The organism is Mesorhizobium sp. M0862, from assembly GCF_040319795.1.
Taxonomy (GTDB): domain Bacteria; phylum Pseudomonadota; class Alphaproteobacteria; order Rhizobiales; family Rhizobiaceae; genus Mesorhizobium.
In genome coordinates this window covers 35,466-59,545 of sequence record NZ_JAMYOJ010000004.1, presented here as the reverse complement: position 1 = coordinate 59,545, position 24,080 = coordinate 35,466, and the positions used below count along the sequence as shown (strand labels likewise).

At 62.8% G+C, this 24,080-nt stretch carries 24 protein-coding genes and 1 tRNA gene; 3 read left to right on the top strand and 22 right to left on the bottom strand.

Features of this window, described 5'->3' with window-relative positions:
* Window positions 1–25 precede the first annotated feature (25 nt).
* The 19 genes from NKI15_RS07400 to NKI15_RS07310 all read right to left on the bottom strand — a co-directional run bounded on the left by NKI15_RS07400 (window position 26) and on the right by NKI15_RS07310 (window position 18,563).
* Window positions 26–1,273 carry an SfnB family sulfur acquisition oxidoreductase gene (locus NKI15_RS07400; RefSeq protein WP_023746466.1) on the bottom strand — a complete coding sequence of 416 codons (1,248 nt, stop codon included), beginning with the start codon at window positions 1,271–1,273 and terminating at the stop codon, window positions 26–28.
* The gene (locus NKI15_RS07395; RefSeq protein WP_352885957.1) at window positions 1,270–2,061 is read right to left on the bottom strand and encodes an ABC transporter ATP-binding protein; all 792 of its coding nucleotides are present in this window, start codon (window positions 2,059–2,061) and stop codon (window positions 1,270–1,272) included. The genes NKI15_RS07400 and NKI15_RS07395 overlap by 4 nt, the downstream gene beginning before the upstream one ends.
* 65 nt (window positions 2,062–2,126) lie before the next feature.
* Window positions 2,127–3,458, bottom strand: coding sequence for an ABC transporter substrate-binding protein (locus NKI15_RS07390; RefSeq protein WP_352885955.1), 1,332 nt, complete (start codon window positions 3,456–3,458; stop codon window positions 2,127–2,129).
* Between the two features lie 50 nt (window positions 3,459–3,508).
* Window positions 3,509–4,558: a branched-chain amino acid ABC transporter permease gene (locus NKI15_RS07385; RefSeq protein WP_352885953.1), complete on the bottom strand. Its 1,050-nt coding sequence runs from the start codon at window positions 4,556–4,558 to the stop codon at window positions 3,509–3,511.
* Between the two features lie 3 nt (window positions 4,559–4,561).
* Complete coding sequence (locus NKI15_RS07380) at window positions 4,562–5,458, bottom strand: branched-chain amino acid ABC transporter permease (RefSeq protein WP_352885951.1); 897 nt, start codon at window positions 5,456–5,458, stop codon at window positions 4,562–4,564.
* A complete protein-coding gene (locus tag NKI15_RS07375) occupies window positions 5,458–6,360 on the bottom strand; it encodes an ABC transporter ATP-binding protein (protein ID WP_023706570.1) in 903 nt (300 codons plus the stop codon). Before NKI15_RS07375 ends, NKI15_RS07380 begins: the two co-directional genes overlap by 1 nt.
* A gap of 51 nt (window positions 6,361–6,411) precedes the next feature.
* Window positions 6,412–7,512: a dimethylsulfone monooxygenase SfnG gene (gene sfnG / locus NKI15_RS07370; protein ID WP_023709130.1), complete on the bottom strand. Its 1,101-nt coding sequence runs from the start codon at window positions 7,510–7,512 to the stop codon at window positions 6,412–6,414.
* A 24-nt stretch (window positions 7,513–7,536) separates the two neighbouring features.
* Complete coding sequence (gene msuE, locus NKI15_RS07365; RefSeq protein WP_031193016.1) at window positions 7,537–8,106, bottom strand: FMN reductase; 570 nt, start codon at window positions 8,104–8,106, stop codon at window positions 7,537–7,539.
* A 305-nt stretch (window positions 8,107–8,411) separates the two neighbouring features.
* Window positions 8,412–8,654 (bottom strand): hypothetical protein, encoded by a 243-nt coding sequence (locus NKI15_RS07360; RefSeq protein ID WP_023706569.1) that lies wholly within the window; start codon window positions 8,652–8,654, stop codon window positions 8,412–8,414.
* 248 nt (window positions 8,655–8,902) lie between these two features.
* Window positions 8,903–10,141 (bottom strand): Zn-dependent hydrolase, encoded by a 1,239-nt coding sequence (locus NKI15_RS07355; protein WP_023707684.1) that lies wholly within the window; start codon window positions 10,139–10,141, stop codon window positions 8,903–8,905.
* Complete coding sequence (locus tag NKI15_RS07350; protein ID WP_023707683.1) at window positions 10,138–10,980, bottom strand: BtpA/SgcQ family protein; 843 nt, start codon at window positions 10,978–10,980, stop codon at window positions 10,138–10,140. The genes NKI15_RS07355 and NKI15_RS07350 overlap by 4 nt, the downstream gene beginning before the upstream one ends.
* Window positions 10,977–11,888 (bottom strand): ribokinase, encoded by a 912-nt coding sequence (locus NKI15_RS07345; RefSeq protein WP_023707682.1) that lies wholly within the window; start codon window positions 11,886–11,888, stop codon window positions 10,977–10,979. Before NKI15_RS07345 ends, NKI15_RS07350 begins: the two co-directional genes overlap by 4 nt.
* A 2-nt stretch (window positions 11,889–11,890) precedes the next feature.
* Window positions 11,891–12,661, bottom strand: coding sequence for a glutamine amidotransferase (locus tag NKI15_RS07340; protein WP_023705820.1), 771 nt, complete (start codon window positions 12,659–12,661; stop codon window positions 11,891–11,893).
* Window positions 12,662–12,692: 31 nt separating this feature from the next.
* Entirely contained in the window at window positions 12,693–13,781 is a 1,089-nt protein-coding gene (locus NKI15_RS07335; RefSeq protein ID WP_023707681.1) for a phosphotriesterase family protein, read from the bottom strand.
* Between the two features lies 1 nt (window position 13,782).
* Window positions 13,783–14,793, bottom strand: coding sequence for an ABC transporter permease (locus NKI15_RS07330; protein ID WP_023705822.1), 1,011 nt, complete (start codon window positions 14,791–14,793; stop codon window positions 13,783–13,785).
* Window positions 14,790–15,590 carry an ATP-binding cassette domain-containing protein gene (locus NKI15_RS07325; RefSeq protein WP_023713118.1) on the bottom strand — a complete coding sequence of 267 codons (801 nt, stop codon included), beginning with the start codon at window positions 15,588–15,590 and terminating at the stop codon, window positions 14,790–14,792. Before NKI15_RS07325 ends, NKI15_RS07330 begins: the two co-directional genes overlap by 4 nt.
* 95 nt (window positions 15,591–15,685) lie before the next feature.
* Window positions 15,686–16,627 (bottom strand): ABC transporter substrate-binding protein, encoded by a 942-nt coding sequence (locus NKI15_RS07320; protein WP_023701800.1) that lies wholly within the window; start codon window positions 16,625–16,627, stop codon window positions 15,686–15,688.
* Between the two features lie 141 nt (window positions 16,628–16,768).
* Entirely contained in the window at window positions 16,769–17,386 is a 618-nt protein-coding gene (locus tag NKI15_RS07315; protein WP_023672469.1) for a cupin domain-containing protein, read from the bottom strand.
* A 940-nt stretch (window positions 17,387–18,326) separates the two neighbouring features.
* The gene (locus NKI15_RS07310) at window positions 18,327–18,563 is read right to left on the bottom strand and encodes a hypothetical protein (protein WP_031195849.1); all 237 of its coding nucleotides are present in this window, start codon (window positions 18,561–18,563) and stop codon (window positions 18,327–18,329) included.
* 137 nt (window positions 18,564–18,700) lie between these two features.
* Here NKI15_RS07310 and NKI15_RS07305 point away from each other — a divergent pair, with 137 nt between their 5' ends.
* Complete coding sequence (locus tag NKI15_RS07305; RefSeq protein WP_488473754.1) at window positions 18,701–19,249, top strand: tyrosine-type recombinase/integrase; 549 nt, start codon at window positions 18,701–18,703, stop codon at window positions 19,247–19,249.
* Window positions 19,250–19,270: 21 nt separating this feature from the next.
* Here NKI15_RS07305 and NKI15_RS07300 read toward each other — a convergent pair.
* Window positions 19,271–19,346, bottom strand: a tRNA-Ile gene (locus NKI15_RS07300).
* Between the two features lie 134 nt (window positions 19,347–19,480).
* Between NKI15_RS07300 and NKI15_RS07295 the strand changes: the two genes are divergently transcribed.
* On the top strand, window positions 19,481–20,191 hold the full coding sequence (locus tag NKI15_RS07295) for an SIMPL domain-containing protein (RefSeq protein ID WP_023686087.1): 711 nt from the start codon (window positions 19,481–19,483) through the stop codon (window positions 20,189–20,191).
* Window positions 20,192–20,450: 259 nt separating this feature from the next.
* Here NKI15_RS07295 and NKI15_RS07290 read toward each other — a convergent pair whose 3' ends face one another.
* Together NKI15_RS07290 and NKI15_RS07285 are read right to left on the bottom strand one after the other, a co-directional pair.
* Window positions 20,451–20,795 carry a hypothetical protein gene (locus tag NKI15_RS07290; RefSeq protein ID WP_023672466.1) on the bottom strand — a complete coding sequence of 115 codons (345 nt, stop codon included), beginning with the start codon at window positions 20,793–20,795 and terminating at the stop codon, window positions 20,451–20,453.
* Between the two features lie 220 nt (window positions 20,796–21,015).
* Window positions 21,016–21,462 carry a YcgN family cysteine cluster protein gene (locus NKI15_RS07285; RefSeq protein WP_023672465.1) on the bottom strand — a complete coding sequence of 149 codons (447 nt, stop codon included), beginning with the start codon at window positions 21,460–21,462 and terminating at the stop codon, window positions 21,016–21,018.
* A gap of 202 nt (window positions 21,463–21,664) precedes the next feature.
* Here NKI15_RS07285 and NKI15_RS07280 point away from each other — a divergent pair, with 202 nt between their 5' ends.
* On the top strand, window positions 21,665–23,860 hold the full coding sequence (locus NKI15_RS07280) for an OmpA family protein (RefSeq protein ID WP_352513905.1): 2,196 nt from the start codon (window positions 21,665–21,667) through the stop codon (window positions 23,858–23,860).
* The last annotated feature ends 220 nt before the right edge of the window (window positions 23,861–24,080 follow it).

Sequence of the window (24,080 nt, the reverse complement as noted above, 5' to 3'; positions counted from 1 at the left end):
CTTTGTGACTTTACGGCGTTCCCGCTCAGCTCCAGGCGTGGAGCGGCGGGTTCACCTCGTTCAGGTAATAGTTCCCCAGGATCGCGTATTTCCAGCGCACCGGATCGTGCAGCGTGTGGGTGCGGGCATTGCGCCAGTGGCGGTCGAGATTGTGCTCGGCCAGCGTGGATCGCGTGCCGGCAAGTTCGAACAGTTTGTTGGTGGCGTTTATGGCGATCTCGGTGGTGAGGATCTTGGATTCGGCGACCGCGATCTGCGCTTCCGCGACCGTCTTCGCGTTAGGATCGGCCACGGCGCGGTCGACCGCAAGGCCGGCCTTTTCCAGAATAGCCTCGGCCGCATTGGCGCGCAGGCGAAGGTCGCCGATCGCCTGGATCGTATAGGGATCCTGCCAGGCATGATCGACGCCGCTGTCGATCCACGCGCGCGACCTGGTACGCACGAAGCTGACCGTCTCGTCGATCGCCGCCTTGGCGATGCCGAGATCGACCGCCGCCTGGATGATCTGGAAGATGGGTCCGTCGGCTGTCGGTTTGTCGTACCCCTTGTAGCCGGGGACGAGATGCGTCTTCGCCACCTTCACATTGTCGAGCAGGACCGTGCCGGAGAGCGTCGTCTTCTGGCCGAAGCTCGACCAGTCATCGATGACGGTCAGTCCGGGCGCGCCGCGATCGGCGATGGCATACCAGGCGCGCCCCTCGTCATCGAGCGCCACAATCGGCACCAGATGGGCGAGCAGGGCGCCGCTTGAATAGAATTTCTGGCCGTTGACCACGACATGGTCACCGGCATCGACGAACTTGGTCTCGAAGTCGGCGGCACGCTTGGAGCCGAACTCGGAAAACGCGTTGCCAAAGCGCGTGCCGGACAGTGCCTCGGCGAAGAGCAGCTTTTTCTGCGCCTCGTCCGAAACCGTGCGGATGGCGGCGACCACGCCGAGATGGTTCTGCGGAATCTGGCCAAGCGAGGGATCAGCCGTCGAGATGATGGTGATCACCTTCGACAGCGTCACATAGGACACCTCCGGCCCCCCATAGGCCTTCGGCACATTGATCGACCACAAGCCGCTCTGCGAAAACGCATCGAGCTCTTCCTTCGGCCAGATGCGCTCGCGGTCCCGCTTCGACGCTTCCCTGGCGAATTCAATGGCAAGTTTTTCGGCGATGGCGATCGCCTCGGCATCGGTCTTGATGATATGCGCCTTGGCCGACGGGCGCTCCACTGGAGGCACGGCGACGCGCGCGTCGGACGGCTGCTTGGATTGGATGGTCATGCTGCAGTCTCCTGGGGGAAGTGTTGCGATGGAAGCGGCGCGCCGCCGAGATAATAGGTCTTGATGTCGTCGCGCTGGCGCAGGTCGGCAGCCGACCCTTCCAGCACGCTTTTGCCGTTTTCGAGGACGGTGGCACGATCAGCATATTTCAGCGCCACCGCCGAATTCTGCTCGGCGACAAGGATCGAAAGATCTTCGTCCCGATTGAGCCGCTTCAAGGCGCTGAAGATCTCGTCGACGATCAGCGGCGCGAGCCCCATCGAGGGCTCGTCGAGCACGAAGAGTTTCGGCCGCGACATCAGTCCGCGACCGATCGCCGTCATCTGCTGCTCGCCGCCGGAGGTGAGGCCGGACCGCGTGCGCCGTTTCTCGAGAAGCCTCGGAAACAGCGCGTAGACACGCTCAAGGTCGGCCTTCACGCCAATGCGCGAGGATGAACGCCCGAGCGCCCCGGTCAGAAGGTTCTCCTCGACCGTCAGCGAGCGAAAGCAGTGCCGGCCCTCGAGAACCTGGACCAGGCCCTTGCGGACGAGGTGCGAGGGACTTGCCCTAGAAACATCCTCGCCATCGAAAATGATCCGGCCGGCAGTGACGGAGCCGCGCTCTGCCGGCAGAAGATTGGATGCGGCGCGCAACAGCGTCGTCTTGCCGGCGCCGTTGGAGCCGAGCAACGCCACGATCTCGCCCTTGCCGACCGAGAGGTCGACGCCATGCAGGGCGGCGATGGCGCCTTTGTAGACGGCCTCGACGCGGCTGATCGACAGGATCGGATTTTCCGGGCTGGACATCGATAACTCCGCTGCGAAGATGGATGGCACGGCCGGCCCGCGGGCCGGCCGTGAGCTCTTCAAACTCAGTTGCTGACCACCGCATCGGCGTCTTCGGCCGTGCGGATCTTGAGGCCCTTTTCCTTGGCATAGGCCTCGGACGACTTCTCGATGATCGGGCGCAGCAGCTTCCAGTCCGGCGCGATCCAGTCGGACACGACGTTCCACTTCTTGCCGTCCCACCGCTGGAAGGTCACGTAGCCATCACCCTCGTGATTGTCCCAGGAGACGTTGATCGAGTGGAACAGGTCCTTGGCACCGAGTGCCTCGACGCGCGCCGGGTCGAGCTTGAGATGTTCGAAGCCCCAGCGAACCTCGTCGCCGGTCAGCGTGCGATTGCCGAACTTGGCCTGGGCGATGCGGATGGCTTCGACATTGAGGATGCCGTTGACGATGCCGAGATTGTGGTAGACCGAGCCGATGCGGCTCTTGTCCTCGAGATTGCCCTTGCCGGCGTCGTAGACCGTCTTGACGATCTCCTTGACGACCGGATAGTCGGCGCCAGACGCCTGGGTGGTGATGGCGGTGTAGCCCTTGGCGGCGTCGCCGGCGGGGATGACGTCCTCTTCGGAGTTGGACCAAACATTGCCGACGATATGATCGGCCGGGAAGCCGGTCTTCTGCGCGGTCTTGAGCGCAACCGGGTTCATCACGCCCCAGCCGCGCAGCACGACATAGTCGGGACGATCGCGACGGATCGTCAGCCACTGCGCCTGCTGCTCGTTGCCCGGATGGGGAACTTCAATCTGCGACAGCTCGAAGCCGTATTTCTGCGACAGCAGCTCATAGATAGGGATCGTCTCCTTGCCGTAGGGCGAGCCGTGATAGAGCACGACGATCTTCTTGCCCTTGAGCTTATCGAGGCCGCCTTCCTTGGAGGCGATGTAGTTCACGATGCCCGACGTTTCGCTGTAGGGGTTGAGCAGCAGCGGGAAGACGTAAGGGAATACCCGGCCGTCGGTGGTGTCGGTGCGGCCGTGATTGATGGTGATCAGCGGCACCTTGTCATCGGTGATGCGGTCGATCATGGCATAGGCGATGCCGACCGAGAGCGGGTTCCAGGCGGCGATGCCGGGATTGCTCTTCAACCGTTCGTAGACCTCGACGCCCTTCTCGACCTCATACTGGGTTTCGCCCTCGCTCCAGGTCAGCTTGACGCCATTGACGCCGCCGTCGCGGATGTTGATCAGGTTGAGATAGTCGATGAAGCCGCCGAAGAAGCCGGTGCCGCCCGCGGCATAGGGGCCGACGCGGTAGCTCTGCAGCGGGAAATATTGTTCGTCGGCATGGACGGCTGTCGCGCCGAGCACGAAAGCGGTGGCGATCACCGCTTTCTTGAGGTGACTGAAGAAGGTCATGAGTTGCGTCTCCTGAGGTTTTGGGTCCGTGAGAGAATGTCGAGCGGCGCTCAGCTGGACCTTGAGCCGATCCGTCGTTTCAGGCGGTCGAAGAGGGCCGACAGCCCGTTCGGTTCCGCGATGAGGAAAATGATGATGAGCGCGCCAAGCACGATGCGCTGGCTCATGTCGAGCACACCAGAATCGAACAGGCCGCCGAACACGAAGGCGCCGAGCCGAGACAGAACGAGCGGGAAGACGACGATGAATGCGGCGCCCAGAAACGCACCGCGTATCGAAGCCAGCCCGCCGATGATGATAATGAACAGGATCTGAAACGAGCGGTCTAGATTGAAGCCGGCCGGCTCGACCGTGCGCAGATAGGTGAAGGCCCACAGCACGCCGGCGACGCCGATGATGAAGGACGAAATGGCGAACGCCAGCAGCTTGGTCCGCAGCACCGGCACGCCGATGACGCGCGCGGCGGTTTCGTTGTCGCGCACCGCGATGAAATTGCGGCCGGTAGCGCTGTTGACCAGGCGCCAGACCAACGCCGTCAGCACGATGACGGTGGTGACCGACAGCAGGTAGCGGCCGGTGGCGCCGTCGAGCGAAAACCCGGCAGCGGCAAGGTGCGGTGCAGAAATCACCCCGGACGGATTGTCGTTGGAGAACCAGCCGAACTTGGTCAGCGCCCACTGCACGAAAAACTGAGCGGCGAGCGTCGAGACAGCGAGATAGAAGCCGCGAAGGCGCAGGCTCGGCAATCCGAAGATGACGCCGATGCCGGCGGCCGAAATTCCGGCCAGGATCATGGTCGCCGCCAGCGGCAGTCCTTCCACCCGCAGGTTGAAATTGTATGCGGCGAAGGCGCCTACCGCCATGAAAGCGGAGGAGCCAAGCGAAAGCTGGCCGCAATAGCCGGTCAAGAGGTTGAGGCCGACTGCCGCCAGGCTGAGCGCAAGGAACGGCAGCAGGATCGCCTCGACCAGATAGCTCGACGCAAAGGCCGGGACCAGGCCGTAGACGACGACGATCGCCACGGCCGGCAAAGCTAATTTCCGGGCGAAGCTCAGCCAGTCGATTGGAGCCCTTGCGGCATCGAGCGCTTGCACGGCCATCGGTCAGACCCTTTCGACGGTTTTCTGGCCAAACAGGCCGGAGGGGCGCACCAGTAGGACAACCAGCGCCAGCGCATAGGCGAACCAGCCTTCGATGCCGCCGCCGACGAAGGGTCCGAGATAGACCTCAGCGAGCTTTTCGCTGGCGCCGATGATGAGGCCGCCGACGATGGCGCCAAGGATGGAATCGAAGCCGCCAAGCACCAGCACCGGCAGCGCCTTCAACACGATCAGCGATAGCGAGAACTGGACGCCGAGGCGTGCGCCCCACAGCAGTCCCGCGACCAGCGCCACGAAGCCTGCAGCCGTCCACACCGTTCCCCAGATCCGCGGCAGCCGCAGCCCGACGGCAAGTGCCGCGAACTGATCGTCGGCGACGGCGCGAAAAGCCAGCCCGATCCGCGTCCAGTAGAAGAATGCGCTCAAGCCGGCCACCATCACCGCGGCAATGCCGGCCGCGAGCAGATCGAACGACGAGATGAGGATGCCGCCGACCTCGAAGGGCGTGTCGTCGATGCCGAGATCAAGCCCGTGCACCTGCGTGCCCCAGATCAGTTGGGCAGCGCCCTCAATGATGTAGGACAGGCCAAGCGTGGCCATGAACAGTGTCATCGGCGAGCGGTTCACCAGCGGCCTGAGCACGGTTCGCTCGATGGTGAAACCCAGCGCGACCATGACTGCGAAGGTGATGAGCAGCGCAAGCGCAAACGGGATGCCGCGTTCGACCAGGCTGACAAAGGTGAGTGCCGCAAACAGCACCATCGACCCTTGCGCGAAGTTCAGCACACCCGACGTCTTGTAGATCAGCACGAAGCCGATGGCGACGAGCGAATACATGACTCCCGACAACAGGCCGCCGACCAGCACTTCGACAACGAAGAGAAAATCATAGTAGCTCATCAGATGCCCTCGCCATCCTCGCCCTCGGCGGTGCCGAGATAGGCCCGGATCACGTCCGGATCGGCGCGCACTTCGGCCGGCGTGCCGTCGGCGATCTTGCGGCCGTAATCGAGCACGGCGACGCGGTCGGATAGGCCCATGACGACCCCGATGTCGTGCTCGATCAGGATGATGGTGACGCCATGCCGGTCGCGCGCGGCGCGCACGAACCCGGCCATCTCGGCTTTCTCGGTCGCCGTCATGCCCGCCATCGGTTCGTCGAGCAGCAGGATCTTCGGCTCGGCAACCAGCGCTCGCGCCAGTTCGACCCGCTTCTGCAAGCCGTAGGGCAGCGTCGCGACCAGCTGATCGGCGACCGTTTCCAGATGCAGGAAGGCGATTGTCTGGTCGACCTTTTCGGCAATCGCAGCGTCTTCGCGCCTGGCGCGTGGCAGGCCGGCAATATGTTCGACAAAACTGGCGCGCCTGGTGTGGACGCGGCCCGACGCGATGTTGTCGCGCACCGAAAGCCCGGGAAAGAGCGCCAGGTTCTGGAAGGTGCGCGCGACGCCCAGACGTGCCAGACGGTTCGCGGGCACACGGGAGAATGACTGGCCGGCGATCGCGATCTTGCCGTGGTCGGCGTGATAGAGGCCGCTGATGATGTTGATCAGCGAGGATTTGCCTGCGCCGTTGGGGCCGATCACGGCGCGGATTTCGCCGCTCTTGACCTCGAGATCGACATCGCTCAGCGCCGTGACGCCGCCGAACGAAATGCCAATCCCGCTCAGGGTCAGGATCGCATCGACCTTTGCCGACAGGCGCGCCGGGCGCGTGTCCGTGAGTGGACCAGCGCCAGCAAGAATGCCGGGGATTTCGGGCGCACGCTCGTATGCGGCGGCTCCCAGCGAAGCACCAATCATGACACGTTCCTGATTTTGGAGGAGTGGGCGGCCCGCAGGCCGCGCCCTGGCCTATTCGGCGGCGACAAGCTCCCTGTCACGCGCCGCTTCCAGTTCGCGCACCAGCGGGATGATGCGCTTGCCGAAGAACTCGACCTCTTCCTGGAAATGCAGGAAGCCGAGCAGGATCAGATCGGCGCCGGCATCCTTCAGCTTGAGGATGCGTTCGGCGATCTGTTCCGGCGTGCCAATCAGATTGCTGCGGAAGCCGTCATTGTATTGCACCAGATCCTCAAGGGACGACTTCGCCCAGTTGCCCTCGCCTTCCGGCGAGGCCTTGCCGGCATTCTTGACCTGGTCGGCAAAGCCCTGCACCGCTTCGGGATTGGCCTTGGCGACGATCTCGTCCAGCACGGCGCGTGCTTCCGCCTCGGTTTCGCGAGCAATGGCAAAGGCGTTGACGCCGATCTTCACCTTGTGGCCATTCGCCTTCGCCTTGGCCTGGATATCGTCGACCTGCTTCCTGATCTCTTCGGGCGTGTTGCCGTTGGTGAAATACCAGTCGGACACCCGCGAAGCCATGTCACGCGCGGCGCGCGACGAGCCGCCCTGGAAGATCTCGGGCTGCGGATCGATCGGCTTCGGCTTCATCGAGTAGTTGGTGAAGCGATAGAAGTCGCCCTTCAGCGTAAAATTGTCCTCGGTCCAGATGCCGCGCAACGCGCGGATGAACTCCTCCGAGCGGCGGTAGCGCTCGTCATGGTCGAGCCACATCTCGCCGATGGCGGCGAACTCGCCACGGAACCAGCCGCTGACGACATTGACGGCCACGCGGCCATTGGTCAGGTGGTTGATGGTGGCGATCTGCTTGGCCGCCAGCGCCGGGTTCCATGGACCGGGCAAGACGGCGGCAATCACTTTCAGCGTTGTGGTGGCGGCCAGCAGTGCGTGGCTGAACGACACGGATTCGTGCTGGTTGTCGGCGCCGTAGCCGGCGGTGAAGCGGATCTGGCTCAGTGCGTAGTCGAAGCCGTTGGCCTCTGCGATCTGGGCGAGCTTGCGGTTGTAGTCGATGTCCCAACCGGTCCGCTGCTCGATGTTGGAGATGACCAGGCCGCCGGAGACGTTCGGAACCCAGTAGGCGAATTTCAGGCCGTCGGAATGAGACGTCATGTCGTTGTTCCCTTTTTGGTTGGCTCAGCCGACGCGCGCTGCGGCGGCGGCATTTGCATGGTTGGAATTGAGCAGTGAAACCGCTTCGGATGCGGCCCGTGAAATGCGTTCGCGTATCGCCTCGCCGACGATTTCGGCGCCGATGAAATCGTCGGGCGCCCCATAGACGCCGGTCGGTACGGTGACGGCGCCGAAAAAGCCGAATAATGGCCGCAGCTGATGTTCGAGAACCAGGCCATGGTAAGGACCTCCGCCTGTCGCCGCGAGAAGCACGGTCTTGCCGGCGAGCGCGCGATAGTCGACGAGGTCGAACAGGTGCTTGAGGGCGCCGGTGTAGGAAGCCCGATAGACAGGCGTTCCGACCACGAGCAGATCGGCCTTCTCGACACGCTGGATGATCGCTTCGCCGGACGCGCCGAGGGCGCCACGGGACAGTCCGACGAAAAGCGAAGGCGCCGCCTCGGTGATTTCGATCAGGCCCGTGTCTGCCGGGACGCGCAGCGCGACGTCCTTGACCAGCGCGTTCACCACCGCGGTTGTGCGCGATGGCGTGCTTACGCCGCCGGATATTCCGAGAACCGATAGCCTTGCCAACTCGTCAATCTCCCAGACCCTGCATGCGCATCGGTCATTTCCAAACCGGGGCAGACGATATTCGACAAAATCTATAGAGATAAGGAACGACGTTTCGATTTTTCGCCTTTGGCGAGAAAAATCCGGTTCTGCTAATGTGCGGTAGCAACGTCCATCTGGCGATGGCCGGGAAGGATCAAAACGGCTCGCAGTCATCTATCGACATTTTTGAAAGCGCCGATGCCTTTGGGCAATAAGGTTCGTTGCCATGATGCCTGGCGTCGCCGTCGCGCAATACTACGAAGCGGCTTCCCTTGCCGGCGACGTCACCAGTTTCTGGGTGCCCAATCGGGATTGTCTCTTTCCATGGTGCGCGACATTGGCTTTAGGATTAACCGCAGCGACAGTTGGGACACACGCATCCCTGTGGACGCCTCGAGTGCGACAACGTCCAGCAGCGCTGGACGGCTGGACGGCGCCAGTTGCTCGCGATCGACACGGGCAAGCTCTATGGCGGGCGTGGGGATTTCCTGCCGGTGGCCGAGGCGATAGCCCAGCAGATCGTCCATCTCGGTAAGTCGACGAGATCGTCACCGCCTAGCACCCACGGCGTCAATGACGGCCCAGGGATCTGGTGGGCTTTTCTGCTGGGTCAGGTGTTGAATGTGGGCCGATCGTACGTCCGCGATCAATCCGCCGCAGCTCGGCGGCCTTGATCACCCGTTGCAGCCCGCCGACGTCACGAAATGACGGACGGGCACCAGGAAGTCCCACGGGTTGCCTCTTCACGCCAGCACGCCTGTGCCACCGTCGCTGCCTAAGAGGCGGCGACGGTGGCCGCTTGAAGCAGAACCCGCGCGCCGGTAACCGCGTGGGCAGGCTCCACATATTCCGCCTCGTTGTGGCTCAGCCCGTCACGGCACGGCACAAAGATCATCACGGCAGGCGCCACCCGGGCGAGGAACAGCGCGTCATGGAATGCACCCGAGATCATCTGTTTGTGCGGCAGCTGTAGGGAATTGGCGGCCTCCTCGACGGTTTTGACCATATCGGGAGAGAATGCCGCCCCCGGCATGTCGAACGACCGCCTGATCGTTACCGTGCAATGCTGAGCTTCTGCCTCCGCCGCGCATACCTGGCGCAGTTCTGCTTCGATGGCATCGAGCCGCTCTACCCGCGGATGCCTGATATCGACGGCGAAGACCACAGACTGCGGTATGGCGTTGATCGATCCCGGCTGGGCGGTGACCCGGCCCACCGTCAGCCTTGCGCTGCTGTCGAACGGCATGATGGTCGTCTGGAGCCTGTGAATCGCGGCAACGGCCGCGACCATCGGATCCCTACGGTAGGCAAGGCCGGTTGTACCGGCGTGACCGGCGGCGCCCTCAATGCAGACCTCCAGCCAGCGCGTACCTTGCACGGCTGTGACGATACCGATCGGCAACCGCTCCTTTTCCAGCGACGGTCCCTGTTCGATATGCAGCTCGATGTAGCCGGATATCGGCATGCCGAGGGGGCGAAGGGTTGCCTCTGGCAAGGCGGAGATCGTTGCCCCGAGCTCCTCTGCGAGGGACGCACCGTCGCTGCCGACTATGGACCGCCATGCGGAAATGTCGGCTCCGGTGAAGGCCATGGAGCCCATGACACCCGGCGTAAACCGGCTGCCCTCTTCATTGGCCCAGGCGACGACCTCGATCGGCATCCGAGTCTCGGCCCTCGCGTCCTCCAGCGCTTCGAGCGCCTCGAAGGCGGAAAGCGTGCCGAGCGCTCCATCGAAGCGCCCGCCGGTCGGCTGGCTGTCGAGGTGGCTGCCGATCAGCAGCGGCGGCAGGGTGGCATCCGTGCCATCGCGGCGGACGAAAAGGTTTGCCATGGCGTCCTGGAAAACCGCGAAGCCGCGCGCGAGCGCCAATTCCGCCAACAGGCGCCGGGCGCCGCGATCCTCAATGCTGAACGCCTGTCGGTTTACGCCACCGGCTGGCGTCGCGCCGATCCGGGCGAAGGCATCGAGCCGGCCCAGCAGCCGCTCGCCGTCGATCTCCGGCACTAAAGTCACCGCTTGAGGCCGCGGATGAAGGCCTTCACCCGTTGCGGATCGACCTGATTCCACCACACTCCATCATGTTTCAGCGAGCTGGCGACAATGACGCCGTCGACGATGTCCAAGATATCGTTGGCGTTGTCGGGTGTCACCCCGCTGCCGACAAGCGTCGGCAGTCCGGCGGCGTCCTTGATCATCCTGATGTAGCTGAGGTCGGCGGCGTGGCCAGTGCGCTGGCCGGTGGCGATCACCGCGTCGGCATCGAAGAACACGAGGTCCTTGACCTGCTCCTCGATCGGCCGGTCGCCGACGATCGCGTGGGCGCCATGCTTGACATGCGCGTCGGCGAAGATGCGGATACCGTTGGCCCGAAGCCTTGCGCGGAAACGCATGGCGCGCGCCGCTTCGCCTTCGATAAAGCCCTCGTTGGCGACATAGGCGTTGGCCCATTGATTGACGCGCACGAAGGAAGCACCGGAGGCACTGGCGATCGAAAGCGCGGGAATGGAGGCATTGGCAAGCACATTGATGCCGATCGGCCGGCCGAGTTCTCTGCGGATCCGGTCTGAGACGACAGACATGTAGGCGGAGGTTTCCGGCCCGATATCATCCGGCTTGGAAAACGGCACGTCACCATGGTTTTCGGCGATCACGCCGTCACACCCTCCCTGCAAATAGGCTTTGGCGTCGTCGAGGCCGCGTTGATAGATGGCCTCGATCGCCTCGCCATGGTAGCGCGGCGCCCCCGGCAGGGGGGCGAGATGAACCACGCCGATCACCACCTTGCTTCTGCCGAAGATCGACTGCAGCGCATCATTCGTCACCTGGCCGACGGGTTTGGGGGATTGTGTCATGCGGTTTCCGCTTCTGTCGTTTCCATGAGCAGTTTCATCTCCCGCCTGCCGGGGCAGGACTCAAGCGTGCCGGCGCGCCCGACAGAGATGGCTGCGGCGCGGACCGCAATCCGCGCTGCCGCGAGGAGTTCCATGCCGGCCGCAAGGCAACCAGCGAGGCAACCGCAAAAGACGTCGCCCGCGCCGCTGGTGTCTAGCACGGCCACCCTGGGCGCCGCGATCCGGTCGATCCGTCCTTCGCCATCGGCGACAAGGCAGCCGAGTGCGCCAAGCGTCACGATGGCAGCGCCGGCGCCCTGACGGATCAAGTCGCGGGCCGCCATGGCAGGGTCGCCAGCCCCGGTCAGTTGCGCCGCTTCGCCCGCGTTGGCGATGACGACGCTGACGTCGCTCAAGCCCGGTGTGTGGTCGGCCGCAAGCGGGCTCGGATTGAAGATCGTCATCGCTCCCGCGCCGCGCGCCACCTTCAGGCAAGTGGCCGTGATATCCGGAGCCAGATTGCCCTGAAATACCACGATATCGCCGCGTTCGATCGCTCGGGTAAAACCGCTGTCGGCCATAGGATTGTACGCGGCGGCGCAACTGGCTCCGGTGACGATGAGGTTTTCGCCGCGCGCATCGACCATGATCGTCGACCGATCGCTGGGCAGTGGCAGTACCGCCAGATGGCTGGCATCGAGATCGCGGCTCAACTGCTCTGTGATCCAGGCTCCGGCGGGATCGTTGCCGATCGCGGCACGGAAGCGAACATCGGCTCCGGTGCGCGCCGCGGCCACCGCCTGGTTCGCACCCTTGCCGCCAAGTCCGTCAGCATGTTCCGATGCGTTCAGCGTCTCGCCTGCCGCCGGAAACCGGTCCAACTGAAAGGTTGTATCGACGCAAACATTACCGACGACATGGACGCGCATGGCTAATCCCTGGCCGTTGCCCAGCCTAGCATCTGTTCGAACAACGTCTTGTAGCCATTCCAGGCGATGAAGCCCGGCGGCAGCCAATGCGGCCCTACATCCGAGGTCCAGGCGACAGTGCGGCCCCGGCCATATTTGCCGGCCACCAGCAGTGGCAGCGAACGGTAGTCGGAGGACACGGTGGCGAGAACTTCCGAACCGTCCTTGACCGTGACCTCGTTGAAGCCAAGCAGGATCGGCCAATCCTTGCCGAGGCCCTTGAGGATCGGATGGGTCTGCGGGCCGACGACGACCGGCGCATAGCCTTCTGGAACCTCGACACGGTCGTCCACCGGCAGGCACATGACCGGCAGAACGTCCTCAACCGGCGTCTTGTGATAGCGCGCGCCGCCATTGATGCCCTGAAAGCTGTAATAGCCGCCGAACATCAACAGGCCGCCGCCATTGCCGACATAGTCGCGCAACAGGCGCAGCCGGTTCGGCGTTGGTTTGGAGTGGATCCAGGTATCGGGGTGAAGCAGCAGCGTGTTGGCCCCAAGATCGGAGAGCACGACCGCGTCATAGGCCGAAAGCGCTTCCATGGTCTGCGGGAAGTTCCGCTGTGCCTCATGCGCCGGCATGAAGGTGACGTCGAACAGGCTGTCCTTCAGCGCGGCCAGCAACTCATCGGCACCGGTGTGATATGTCACGGTGGGAAACTGATCGAAGCCTTTGATGTGGGTCGCGGTCGAGACCCAGGACTCGCCTGCGAGAAGAACCTTCTTCCTGGACATGTAGTCTCCCTATCTTGTTTGGAGCCGCGGCTCAGAGGCCCTCGGCGAACACAGTCTTTGGATTGTCGATGAGCATCGTGTCGATTGCCGACTGCTCGACACCATGGCGTTTCAGTCTCGGCACGAAATGCTTGAGGATGAAGCCGTAGCCGAAACCGCCGAAGCGGGTCAGCATGATCTTGAGAAAGACGTCCTGCGACAGCAGAATCCTGTCGAGCAGTCCCATATCGATCAGCGAGCGGATCGCCCGCGCATTCTGCTCGTCGGACGGCGACTGCGCATCCTGGTCGGCATAGTAGAAATCCATGCCGATCATGTCGTATTCCAGGAAGGCGCCACGCGCGGCGAGGCTTTGCTGGTAGGCAAGATCGTTGTGGCTGGGGTTCATGTGGCAAAGCACCGTATGCCGGAGATCGGCGCCTTCTGCCTCGACCACGTCAAGCACATCATGCGCCAGCCGCTCCCAGCCGGGCAGATGAATCGTCAGCGGCACGCCGGTCATCTTGGCCGCACGGGCGGAGGCCCGCAGCGACTTGCGCTCCTCGTCGGTAAAATCCTTGCTGACGCCAACCTCACCGATAATGCCGGCAATGATTTCGGGCTGCGCCGACCCGCCGCCGACATCATTGACGAGGAATTCGGTGACGTCGTCAACGTCCATCGCTTTCAGCCAGACGGGATGGGTGTGCTGCAGGTAGAAGCCCGTCCCCATGACGATCCGCAATCCAGAGGCGCGGGCGATGCGCGCCAGCTTCACCGGATCGCGGCCAATGCCAATGTTGGTCGCATCCACCACGGTATGGCCGCCGAGCGCCCGGTATTTCGCCAACTCCGAAAGGGCTAGGTCGCTGTCCTCGAGCGAGACGTTGTCGCGGTTCATGTAGGGGTTCATCCGCAACTCGCCGATGATCTCCATGCTGACCGGCTGCTCGGCGATCTTCGTCTCGTCGGGATGGCAAGGGCATTTCCACGACGTCGCGCCATCGAGCAGTATGTGTTCATGCATCAGCGTCACGCCCATATCGGCAATCGCAACCGGGCCGGTAACGGTCATCACCGTGCCGGAGCGAACACCGATCGGTGCCCGTTCCCTTGGCTTGTCGTCGAACAGATGATCCATGTCAGCGGCTCCGCGTTGCGCCCTTGAACAGGCGGAAATTCAGCCAGATGGCAACGAGGATGATTGTGCCGGTAACGATCGGCGTCAGGAAGGGCGACATATGCGCAAGGATCAAGCCGTTGCCGATGACCGCGACGGTCAACGCGCCGAGCACAGTGCCGATGATCGTACCGCGCCCGCCGAACAGACTGGTGCCGCCAAGCACCACGGCGGCGATGACATCGAGCTCGAACCCCTGGCCGGCATTCGACGAGCCGGAACCGAGCCGGGCGGCGAGGATGATGCCGGCCACCGCCGCCGCCATGCCCGACAGGATGTAGACGAAGAGCGTCATGAAGCGCGTATCGACACCGGCTCGGCGCACGGCCTCTGTATTGGCGCCGATGCCGGTGACATAGCGGCCGAACGGCGTCTGGTTGAAGGCGAGATAGGCAATGATCAGCACGACAAGGGCGAGCAGCGCCGGTACCGGCACGCCGAGAAACCAGGCCCTGCCGATGTTGACGAAGAAGCTGGTCGGTTCGACCGGGATCGAATAGCCGCCGGTGATCAGCAACGCCACGCCGCGGATGACGGAGAGCCCGGCAAGGGTGACGATGAAGGGCGGTATCCGCTCGTAGGCGATGAAGAAGCCGTGCAAGGCGCCGATCGCAGCACCAAGCGCCAGCATGGCAATGACGACCAGCGGCCATGGCAGGTCGGCCTGCAGGAAAACCGCCGACAGCGTTGCCGTCAGCGCCAGCACGGAGCCGACCGAGAGGTCGATGCCGCCGGTGGTGATGACGAAGGTCATCGTGGCCGCAACGATCAGCAGCGGCGCCGACTGGCGCGCGATGTTGAGCAGATTGGGCGTCGTCAGGAAGGAACCGGTGATCAGCGAGAAGACCACGCAGACGACGATGAAGAACAGCGCAATCGAGACGACGCTGCCATTGGCTAACGCCACATCCTTCCACGTGCTGTTGTGAGCGCGTTTGGGCGAGGCGCCAACACCGGCGGAGGTAACGTTCATGGTTGGACCCCCTCATCGCGGCTTGCGCGGGCCGAGCGCGCGGTGAATTTGCGGCCGACGATCAGGTTGACGACCTCCTCGATGCTGGTCTCGCCGATCTTGCGCTCGGCGACATTGCGGCCTTCGTACATGACCTGGATACGATCGCAGACCAGGAACAGGTCCTGCAGGCGATGGGTGATGAGGATGACGCTGACACCACGGGCGCTGACGGCGCGGATGAGTTCCAGAACCGCCTCGACTTCCGCCACAGCAAGGGCGGCCGTCGGCTCGTCCATGATCAGCACCGAGGGGTCGAAAGAAGCGGCGCGGCCGATGGCGATCGACTGGCGCTGGCCGCCGGAGAGGTTTTCGACCTTGAGCTTGGTATCGGCAATGACGATGCCGAGCCGGTCGAGCATCTGGCGCGTCTCGCCATGCATGCGCTTGTTGTCGAGAAAGGGGACGCCGAGAACGCGGCGACGCGGTTCGCGGCCGAGGAAGAGATTGCCCGCCACATCCACCGTGTCGCAGAGCGAAAGGTCCTGGTAGACCATCTCCACCCGTGCGGCGCGGGCATCGGCCGGCGACGAGAAAGACACCGCCTTGCCATCGATCTCGATGGTGCCGGCATCAGGAATTACCGCACCGGACAGGACCTTGCTCAAGGTGGATTTGCCGGCGCCATTGTCGCCGACCAGGCCGAGCACTTCGCCAGGCTTCAGGTTCAGCGAGACATCGTCCAGCGTCTGGATAGGGCCGTACCGTTTGGAAATACCGGTCATCCTGACGCGGTAGGTCTCGCCATCGCTCATCATGGTTCCAATTCTCTGGGCGCGACATGTTCAATCGGTCGCCGGGCTGCGCAGGCAACCCTCGGGTCAATGCGCAGCCCAGCGGTCCGGGGAGGATACTACTTGAACATGTCCTTGAACTGGCCGACATTTTCCTTGGTCACGATGGTGATCGGAACGTTGATGATCGGGTCGATCTTCTCGCCCTTCTTGAGCTTGACGAAAGCTTCGATGGCAGCCTTGCCTTCACCGGCCGGATCCTGCTGGACGACAGCGACCACCCAGCCCTCTTCGAGACCCTGCACCGCCGACTTGGTCAGGTCCCAGCCGAACACCTTGACGTCGCCCGTACGGGCCTGGCTGGAGACGGCGGAAACCGCGCCGAGCAGAGCCGGCTCGCCGGTCGCGTAAAGCGTCGTCATGTCAGGATTGGCGGTCATCAGGTTTTCGGAGGCGGACAGGGCGACGTCCTGGACGTTCTGGCCGTCGACCGTGTCGAGGAAGGTGACCTTCTGGCCGCTGTCGGTGACAGCCTTCTTGAAGCCGTCGAGGCGCTGGTTCTGGATAAACGAATTGAGCGCGCCAACGACGCCGATCTTGGCGGTGCCGCTCAGCTTAGTCTTCACGTATTCGGCGTAGAACTTGCCGATATCCTCGCCTGCCTTGGTGTTGTCAACGCCGACGAAGGCGACGTTGTCGCCATTTGGGATCTGCGCGTCAATCGCGATGACCGGAATGCCGGCGGCTTTGGCCGCGGTGATGGCCGGCTTCACACCGTTGACATCGATGGCGACGAGAATGATGCCGTCGACCTTCTGGGTGATGTAGTTCTCGATGGCGTCGTTCTGCGCGCTTGGTACATTGTTGGCGTTGAAGATGACGAGGTCGACGCCGGCAGCCTTTGCGGCAGCCGTTGCGCCGTCATTGATCTGGTTGAAGAACAGGGCCTGCTGGTTGATGGTCACCAGCGCATAGGTCTCGGCCATGGCGGAAGCAGAGCCGAGGGCGAGGGTCATGGCGATGGCTGCGGCGCAGCCTGAAAGGATCTTGGTAAGACGCATTCCGGTTCCCCTTGGTTTTCTCGAAAAGGCCCTTGATCGGGCTCACCTGGCGCCTGAGCGCAGAGCATATTTCAAGATGCTTGATTTCTTGTCAAGTGACTTGAATTGGCATCAACGAAGACAAATGAGGGGCTCGCCCTATCAGAATGTTGCCGGCGTGTTCACCCAGAAAATGCTGGCGCGTTCGTCGCCGACATTGCGGTACCAGTGCGGCAGTTCGGAATTGAAGACGAAGGAATCGCCGGCCGACAGGCGAAACGTCTTTTCGCCGACCATCAATTCGATCGCACCTTCCAGGAGGTAGCCGACTTCCTCGCCAGCGTGCTGGATAGGGCCGGCGCTCTCACCTCCCGCCTCGATGTGATGGATGTTGCACTGCAGGAGATGGCCGGGCGAATACGGAATGACGCGCTCGAGCGAAATGCCTTCGCCGCGCCGAAGCGGATCGAGCGCGATCAACGGCCGCGATCCAGCCCGAAAGACGATGCCTTCCTCACCATCGGATTCCTCGAACATCCAGCCAATGTTGGTGCCAAGCACCTCGACAAGCCGGTGCAGCATGGGAAGCGAGGGCGAGACCTTGCCGTTCTCGACCTTGGAAAGCAGGCTTTCAGAGCAGTTCGCGGCGGCAGCTAGCGCCTTCAAGGTCAGCCCACGCGTCTGCCGGGAGAGTTTCAACCGTATGCCGAGCCGCAGAAGGCTGGTGGCGGTCGAGCGCTCGTCGCCGCCCTTGCTGTTTTGGGTGTCCATCTTGTTCATTTGGGGACGCGAACATCTCCGCTGGTTGGGCTGACTCGTAAAACTGATCCCAGGCGTTGTCCATCCTGTGAAAAACGGACGATGCATCCAATCGACTCGGCTGGGCTTTTCAAAACCATCATCCCCGACCAAACGCTACGACGCCTTCGGCGCATTTGCGAGTAACTGCCCGATGCATGCCGCAGAGGTACCGTCATCGACCACTGATACCACAGCAAGATGCCTAACTCCTCGGGAGGGCCGCGTTAGCTGAGCGTGAGCAACTCGCCTCGCGCAACTCCCACAAGCGTGTGGCTGGCGCGCGGCCACCCGGGGAGCCTGTTTGGGATTCACCTGAACTACATTCCCGGCAGCTTCCGCCCAGGGACCGGTCCGGGATCGCCGCCGATTCTGCCGAGGAGCAGGCGTTCCTGGATAACGGCGTCGCTTTCTCGACCGAGGAAGGCGTCTATGCGTCGCTGCAGGCGACCAAGCCGCAGACGCTCGCCTTCGCGCTCAGCGACAGCCCGCCGGGCTGGCGGCATAAGACCGCCGCTTGCCAGCTGACCGATCGGCGTCATACGCGATCGCGTATACATCAATTTTATACGCAACCCCGTATGTTACGACTAATACGCGATCGCGTATATTGCAGACGTGGAGACCCATCATGACAGACCAGATCGCTCGCAACGAAAAACAACTCGGGGCCATCCTGCGCCGCGCCCGCAAGAACGCCGGGGCTCACGCAAGGCTCGCTCAGCAACCAGATCCACCTGCGCCCTGGCGCTATCGGACGAAGGAGCGTTTGGTCAGCCTGCCTACTCCCAATCAGCCGGGATTTAAGGACGCAGACCAGGCAGCGGTCGAAGGCCGAAAAGTCCCCAAGGCAACCGTCGTCCAAATGCCTGGTGCCGCCCTGCCAGGCACATTTGGAGCGGCCTTTCAACGGTTGAAGATCTCAGTCAAGTGGTTGGCGCTTGACGAAGCCAGCAAGCGCAAGAACACGCGGCTGATTGAAGAATTTCTGGAACTGCGGGTGGTCCCAGATCACCCACTGATTTGGCGCGACGTACCGGTTAAGAACCTTAGACGTATCCATATTGAAGAGCTTCTTGGCCGCTTCATCGCCACACCCCATAAGGCCAAGCACCTGCTGGTGGGCATACGCAAGCTGGTCTATATAGCACTGCGACAAGATTGGATCAAATCGATCCCACAGCAGCGGTCGAGTGGCGCCCGGCCTATGTCGGTTGGAAAGCCTGGTCGCGCGAAGCGATGGCGCAATTTGAAAACCGTTGGCACTTGGGCACCGCAGCACGCACTTGCTATGGTTTGGCGCTTTGGCTCGGCAGCCGCCGCGGCGACGTCGCGGGCCTGCGCTGGGACCAGAGGGTCACCAGCCGTGTCTTCATCGATGGCGTCGAGCGTCACTTTGACGGGTTTGATATCGTCCAGGCCAAGAACAAGGGACGAACAGGCGGCAAACGGCTTTTCGTGCCGATCACGCCGATGCTGTCCGAGATCCTGGATGCGGCTGACAGGCGCGGCGAGACCGTCTTGGTCAACGCCTATGGGGAGCCCTTCTCCGCCAAGTCCTTGACTGGAATGATGGCGCATTGGTGCAAGCTTGCCGGTCTTCCGAAGGGCCTTACCCTGCATGGTTTGAGGAAATCGCTCGGTGTTTATCTGGCGGAGGCCGAGGCCTCCACCAGGCAGATGATGGACGTCCTCGGTCACGACGATATCGATCATGCGGAGCTCTATTCGCGCGAGCATAGCAGGTACAGCTGGCGGTCCAGGGGATCGAGTCGTGCGGCTGGTCACGCGCAAGCCGATGCTTGGCGAACCTGTTGGCGAACCTCGTGGCGAATCACCCTATAACACATTGATAAATAACGATAATGGTGGGCCCGGAGGGACTCGAACCCCCAACCAAGCGGTTATGAGCCGCCGGCTCTAACCATTGAGCTACAGGCCCCACGCGCGCTGGATTAGTGTTTTTCCTTGCGCGGCACAAGGCTTTCCGGACGGGCTGGCCGAGATCGCCCAAATCAGCCCATATTCGCGCCCTAGTCGACAGGCGCGACTGGATCGCACACCGAGGAGATTTTCATGACCAGACATATTTTGCCGCTCGCACTTGCCGCCGCGATCGCTTTTCCGGCGATGGCAAGCGCTGCCGATTCGCTGCCCCCGCCCCGCATCATCGTGTCGGGTGAAGGCCAGTCGACCGTGGCGCCTGACCTGGCGCTGCTGACGCTCAGCGTCATGCGCGAGGCCAACACCGCACGCGCGGCACTCGACGCCAACAACGACGCCATGGCCGCCGTGATCGCGGCAATGAAGTCGGCAGGGATCAAGGACCGCGACCTGCAGACCGCCGGCATCCAGATCAACCCGCGTTACAACTACACCAACAAACCGGACGGCAGCCAGGAAGCCGAGCTTGTAGCCTACCAGGTGACCAACACACTCTCGGTGCGCATCCGCGACATCGACAAAACAGGTGAGATTCTCGACAAGGCTGTGTCGCTCGGCGTCAACCAGGGCGGCGGCATTTCGTTCTCCAACGAAGACCCGAAAGCTGCCGTCACCGAAGCCCGCAAGAAGGCGGTCGCCGATGCCATGGCCAAGGCCAAGACGCTGGCCGAAGCCGCCGGCGTCAGCATCGGCCGGGTGCTGGAAATCACCGACCAGAACGTTGCGCCGGCGCCGATGCCGATCAATGCCAAGGCCTTCGATGCGGCAGGCGCCGCGGTTCCCGTGCAGGCCGGCGAGAATGCCTACGCCGTGCAGGTAACAGTGACATTCGAGCTCAAGTAGCAGGCCGCCGGGCCGGCCGCGGTTCTGCTGAACCCGTCGGCCGGAACCGCAGATTTCCGACATGAAAAACCCCGGAGGGCTGGCCTCCGGGGTTTTTTCGAGCCGCACCTTTCCGCGGAGGGAAAGGGGCTCCTGGCTAACCCTAGAAGGGTCATGCCGCTACTCCAGGCTGATCCTCGCAGAGGAACATGCCTCCGGATCGACCTTCGCAGAAGGTCGTATCTCAGACTGATCTTCGCAGAAGATCAGTCTGGTTCTCTTAGCGATAGATAACCGGGCAGCCGCGCTCATTGGCGAACACGACCACTACTCGATCGCCATACTGGCGGCCGGCGACCTTCACCACGCGGCGATTGACATCGACGATGCGGACGCGGTGCAGGCCCATGCGCTCGGCCTTGTCGAGGGCGCGATCCGGCGAGCAGCGGCGCCAATTGCGGTCACGGCGAAAGCCGTCCTCATCGTCGCCGGTGTAGACGCCGACGCGGCGGTCGTGGTTGTTGCCGAAGCCGAGATAGATCGAGTCCGCCTGAGCGGGCACTGCGGCAAGGGTGCCGAGAGCTACGAGACCCGAAAGGGCTGCCGTCTTGAATGAGTTGAACATTGTCTTCTCTCCTTGTTGAGGGCTTGCGCCCGTCTTGGTCGAACCGATGGGGGGAGAATGCTCCTTGCAATCTGAACTCTTCGCGAACCGGCCGTTCATTTTCGGTTAATCTGCCCGACAGGTTGAAAGCAACCGCCCCTTCCACCGCTGCAAACGATCCTGACCGTCAAAAACGTCCAATGGCGCAGAACGCCCTATGGCAAGGTCCGTTCCAGAATGCTCAGGGCTCGTCGTCGAGCATATAGTCGAAATAGTCGTCCGGCTCGGCCAGATCGGTCTCACTGGCGCGGACGCGGCCGCGCATGGAGATGCCGGCATCATGAACGGTCTCGGCACTTCCCGACACCAGCCTGTGCCACCAGTAGAGGTCGTGCCCCTCGGCAACCAGCCGGTAGGCGCAGGTTTTCGGCAGCCAGGTGATGGTGCGCACATTCTGCGGCGTCAGCCCGACACAGTCCGGCACGCGCGCCAGCCGGTTGGCATAGTCCGAACAGCGGCAGCTTTGCCCATCGAACAGCCGGCAGCCGACTGATGTCCAGTAGATCTCGCCGGTATCCTCGTCCTCGAGTTTAGACAGGCAGCACTTGCCGCAGCCGTCGCACAGCGATTCCCACTCGGTGGGCGTCATCGCTTCCAGCGTCTTGGTCTTCCAGAACGGCGTTTCCATTATGGGCTGAGATGTGGCCTCCGCATGCGGCAAGGTCAAGCTGTTGTGTGACTTCAAATTCCGGCCGCACCATAGGAAAAACATGAAGTTGCCTTCAAAACGCCGGTCAATCGTCCTTGGGTGCGGGTAATGCCTGCAAACCGGAACCAATCCGGTCAAGGACAGTTTGGGCAGGGATGGGACCCCACAAGGAGAATTTAAGATGAAACGCCAACCACGGGTACTGGCAGGTACGGCACTTGGCCTGCTTATGGCATCCGCGCCGTTGGGCGCATCCCCGTTGCACGGCAACGCCGTTTTCGGCCCCTTGCAGCACACGGCCGCGCCACTGATCCTGGTCCAGGACGACCCTGCTGCAGATGGTCAGCAGACCGACCAGGAACTGCCGCGCAAAAAGAAACGCCAGCAGGCCGAACAGGCAGCGCCGGCCGCCGAGCAGCCTGCACCGGCTGCAGAGCAACCCGCCCCTGCCGCCGAGGAACAACAGCCGCGCAGGAAGAAGCGGGATCAGCAGCAGACCGAGCAGGCCCCGGCCGAACAGGCCGCACCTGCCGCCGAGGAACAGCAGCCGCGCAAAAAGAAGCGCAATCAACAGCAGCAGATCGAGGCGGCGCCTGCGGATGAGGGCGGCGCCCAGGCAGCGCCGGCGACCGATGAGCAGCCGCTCAAGCCACGCAAGAAGAAGCGTGACCAGCAGCAGATCGAGGCAGCACCGGCTGAACAACCGGCCGAACAGGTAGCTCCGGCAAATGAAGAACAGCCGCTAAAGCCACGCAAGAAGAAGCGCGACCAACAGCAGATCGAAGCGGCGCCCGCTGAACAGCCGGCCCAGCAGCCTGCCGAGCAGGCAGCGCCCACCGAACAGGTGGCGCCGGCAAACGACAACAAGTCGGGCAAGAAAAAGCGCAAGCAGGATCAGCAGATTGAGGCCGCGCCTGCCGACAAAGCGCCAGACGTCAAAGTTGCGCCTGCCGGAGAGCCCGCGCCGCAGGCCGAGCCGATTCAGCCCCCGGCCGATCAGCAAGCGGCTCCCGCCGAAGGTGAACAGCCGAAGGATCAGGCGAAAAAGCACGGCAAAAAAACTGTCAGCGAACAGCCGGTGACGGGCGAACAGCAGCCTGCGACCGGTGAACAACAGCCTGCGGAGCAACCGGCCAATGCCGAGCAGCCCGCGCAAGGTGAGACGCCGGCGCAGGGCGAAGCCACGGCCAACCCCGACGAAGCACCCATTCTGGACAGCCAGAAGGATGCCAGGCGCAAGCACCGCAAGGACCGGGGCGGCAACAGCCAGAATGGCGAGGGCCAAAATGGGAACGGCCAGAATGCTGGGGGGCAGACGGGCGAGCACCCCGCGCAGGGCGGCACCGAGGCGCAAGCCCCGAAGCCGGCTCCGGTCGACCAGGGACCGCCGCCCACCGACGACAAGTCGGCTCAGCAGGCAATTCAGCCAGAAAAGATCGCCCCGGTGACGGAGGAAAAAGGCAAACGCGTCGAGCGTGCACCCGATGAGAACGTCCGCGACCGCCGGCGTCCGAAAGGCGTCGACGTCGTCAAGGAACTCGGCGACCGCGTCATCCTGCAGTTCAACAACCAGACGATCGTGGAAAGCAATGACGCTCCGCGCATGCACCGCGGCGCCAGGAATGTTTACTATGAGGAACTGTCGGGCGATCGCTCTCGGGAAATCGTCGAGCGCGACAATGGCATCCAGATCGTCACCATCCGCAACCGCAATGGCGACGTCATCAGGCGATCGCGCATCACGCCGGATGGGCACGAATATGTGCTGAGCTATGTCGACGAGCGCAGCTATGACGACGACAATGACTGGCGCGATCCCGGTGACGACCTGCCGCCGATGCGGCTCACCATCCCGCGCCGCGAGTACATCCTCGATTCGGAAGATGTCGAAAGCCCGGACGATTATTACGAGTTCCTCGAACAACCGCCGGTGGAGAAGGTCCAGCGCCTCTATTCCATCGACGAAGTGAAGCGTTCGGCGCGCGTGCGCGACATTGCCCGTCGCGTCGACCTCGATACATTGAACTTCGAGTTCGGCTCGGCCTCGATATCCGACACCGAAGTGCAGAAACTGGAAGGCGTCGCCACGGCCATGGAGAAACTGTTGAAGAAGAACCCGGCCGAAACCTTCCTGATCGAAGGCCACACCGATGCGGTTGGCACGCCGGAAGCAAACCTTGCTCTGTCCGACCGGCGCGCTGAGTCTGTCGCCGAAGCGCTGACCAATGCCTTCGGGATCCCGCCGGAAAACCTGACCACTCAGGGCTATGGCGAGGAATACCTGAAGGTCAACACCACGGCGCCCAACCGCGAGAACCGCCGTGTCGGCATCCGTCGCATCACCTCGCTGGTGGCACCGGTGGCGAGTAACAATTGATCTGCTTTCCAATGGCTTGAGCAGCTTTCTGGAATCAGATCGACAACAAGGACCCATCCCGGCAGATCGGGATGGGTCGAGCTGCGGACAGCAATCCCGGTTCAGCAAGAATTGTACTGGTATTAGAACCGGCTCATTGAATAGAGCGGCCGCCCTCCCCAGATTCAAGCCTGGGCGTTCCCTGCCCCGTCCCGACTCCAGCGGGATGCATTGAACCCCG

Bases quoted from the DNA above. Each gene is read 5' to 3' on its own strand.
- NKI15_RS07395 (WP_352885957.1), bottom strand. From the start codon at position 2,061: ATGTCCAGCCCGGAAAATCCGATCCTGTCGATCAGCCGCGTCGAGGCC.
- NKI15_RS07375 (WP_023706570.1), bottom strand. From the start codon at position 6,360: ATGATTGGTGCTTCGCTGGGAGCCGCCGCATACGAGCGTGCGCCCGAA.
- NKI15_RS07290 (WP_023672466.1), bottom strand. From the start codon at position 20,795: ATGTTCAACTCATTCAAGACGGCAGCCCTTTCGGGTCTCGTAGCTCTC.
- NKI15_RS07320 (WP_023701800.1), bottom strand. From the start codon at position 16,627: ATGCGTCTTACCAAGATCCTTTCAGGCTGCGCCGCAGCCATCGCCATG.
- NKI15_RS07360 (WP_023706569.1), bottom strand. From the start codon at position 8,654: ATGGACGATCTGCTGGGCTATCGCCTCGGCCACCGGCAGGAAATCCCC.
- NKI15_RS07335 (WP_023707681.1), bottom strand. From the start codon at position 13,781: ATGGATCATCTGTTCGACGACAAGCCAAGGGAACGGGCACCGATCGGT.
- NKI15_RS07345 (WP_023707682.1), bottom strand. From the start codon at position 11,888: ATGCGCGTCCATGTCGTCGGTAATGTTTGCGTCGATACAACCTTTCAG.
- NKI15_RS07400 (WP_023746466.1), bottom strand. From the start codon at position 1,273: ATGACCATCCAATCCAAGCAGCCGTCCGACGCGCGCGTCGCCGTGCCT.
- NKI15_RS07350 (WP_023707683.1), bottom strand. From the start codon at position 10,980: ATGACACAATCCCCCAAACCCGTCGGCCAGGTGACGAATGATGCGCTG.
- NKI15_RS07285 (WP_023672465.1), bottom strand. From the start codon at position 21,462: ATGGAAACGCCGTTCTGGAAGACCAAGACGCTGGAAGCGATGACGCCC.
- NKI15_RS07380 (WP_352885951.1), bottom strand. From the start codon at position 5,458: ATGAGCTACTATGATTTTCTCTTCGTTGTCGAAGTGCTGGTCGGCGGC.
- NKI15_RS07295 (WP_023686087.1), top strand. From the start codon at position 19,481: ATGACCAGACATATTTTGCCGCTCGCACTTGCCGCCGCGATCGCTTTT.
- NKI15_RS07385 (WP_352885953.1), bottom strand. From the start codon at position 4,558: ATGGCCGTGCAAGCGCTCGATGCCGCAAGGGCTCCAATCGACTGGCTG.
- NKI15_RS07390 (WP_352885955.1), bottom strand. From the start codon at position 3,458: ATGACCTTCTTCAGTCACCTCAAGAAAGCGGTGATCGCCACCGCTTTC.
- NKI15_RS07325 (WP_023713118.1), bottom strand. From the start codon at position 15,590: ATGATGAGCGATGGCGAGACCTACCGCGTCAGGATGACCGGTATTTCC.
- sfnG (WP_023709130.1), bottom strand. From the start codon at position 7,512: ATGACGTCTCATTCCGACGGCCTGAAATTCGCCTACTGGGTTCCGAAC.
- NKI15_RS07340 (WP_023705820.1), bottom strand. From the start codon at position 12,661: ATGTCCAGGAAGAAGGTTCTTCTCGCAGGCGAGTCCTGGGTCTCGACC.
- NKI15_RS07330 (WP_023705822.1), bottom strand. From the start codon at position 14,793: ATGAACGTTACCTCCGCCGGTGTTGGCGCCTCGCCCAAACGCGCTCAC.
- NKI15_RS07315 (WP_023672469.1), bottom strand. From the start codon at position 17,386: ATGAACAAGATGGACACCCAAAACAGCAAGGGCGGCGACGAGCGCTCG.
- NKI15_RS07280 (WP_352513905.1), top strand. From the start codon at position 21,665: ATGAAACGCCAACCACGGGTACTGGCAGGTACGGCACTTGGCCTGCTT.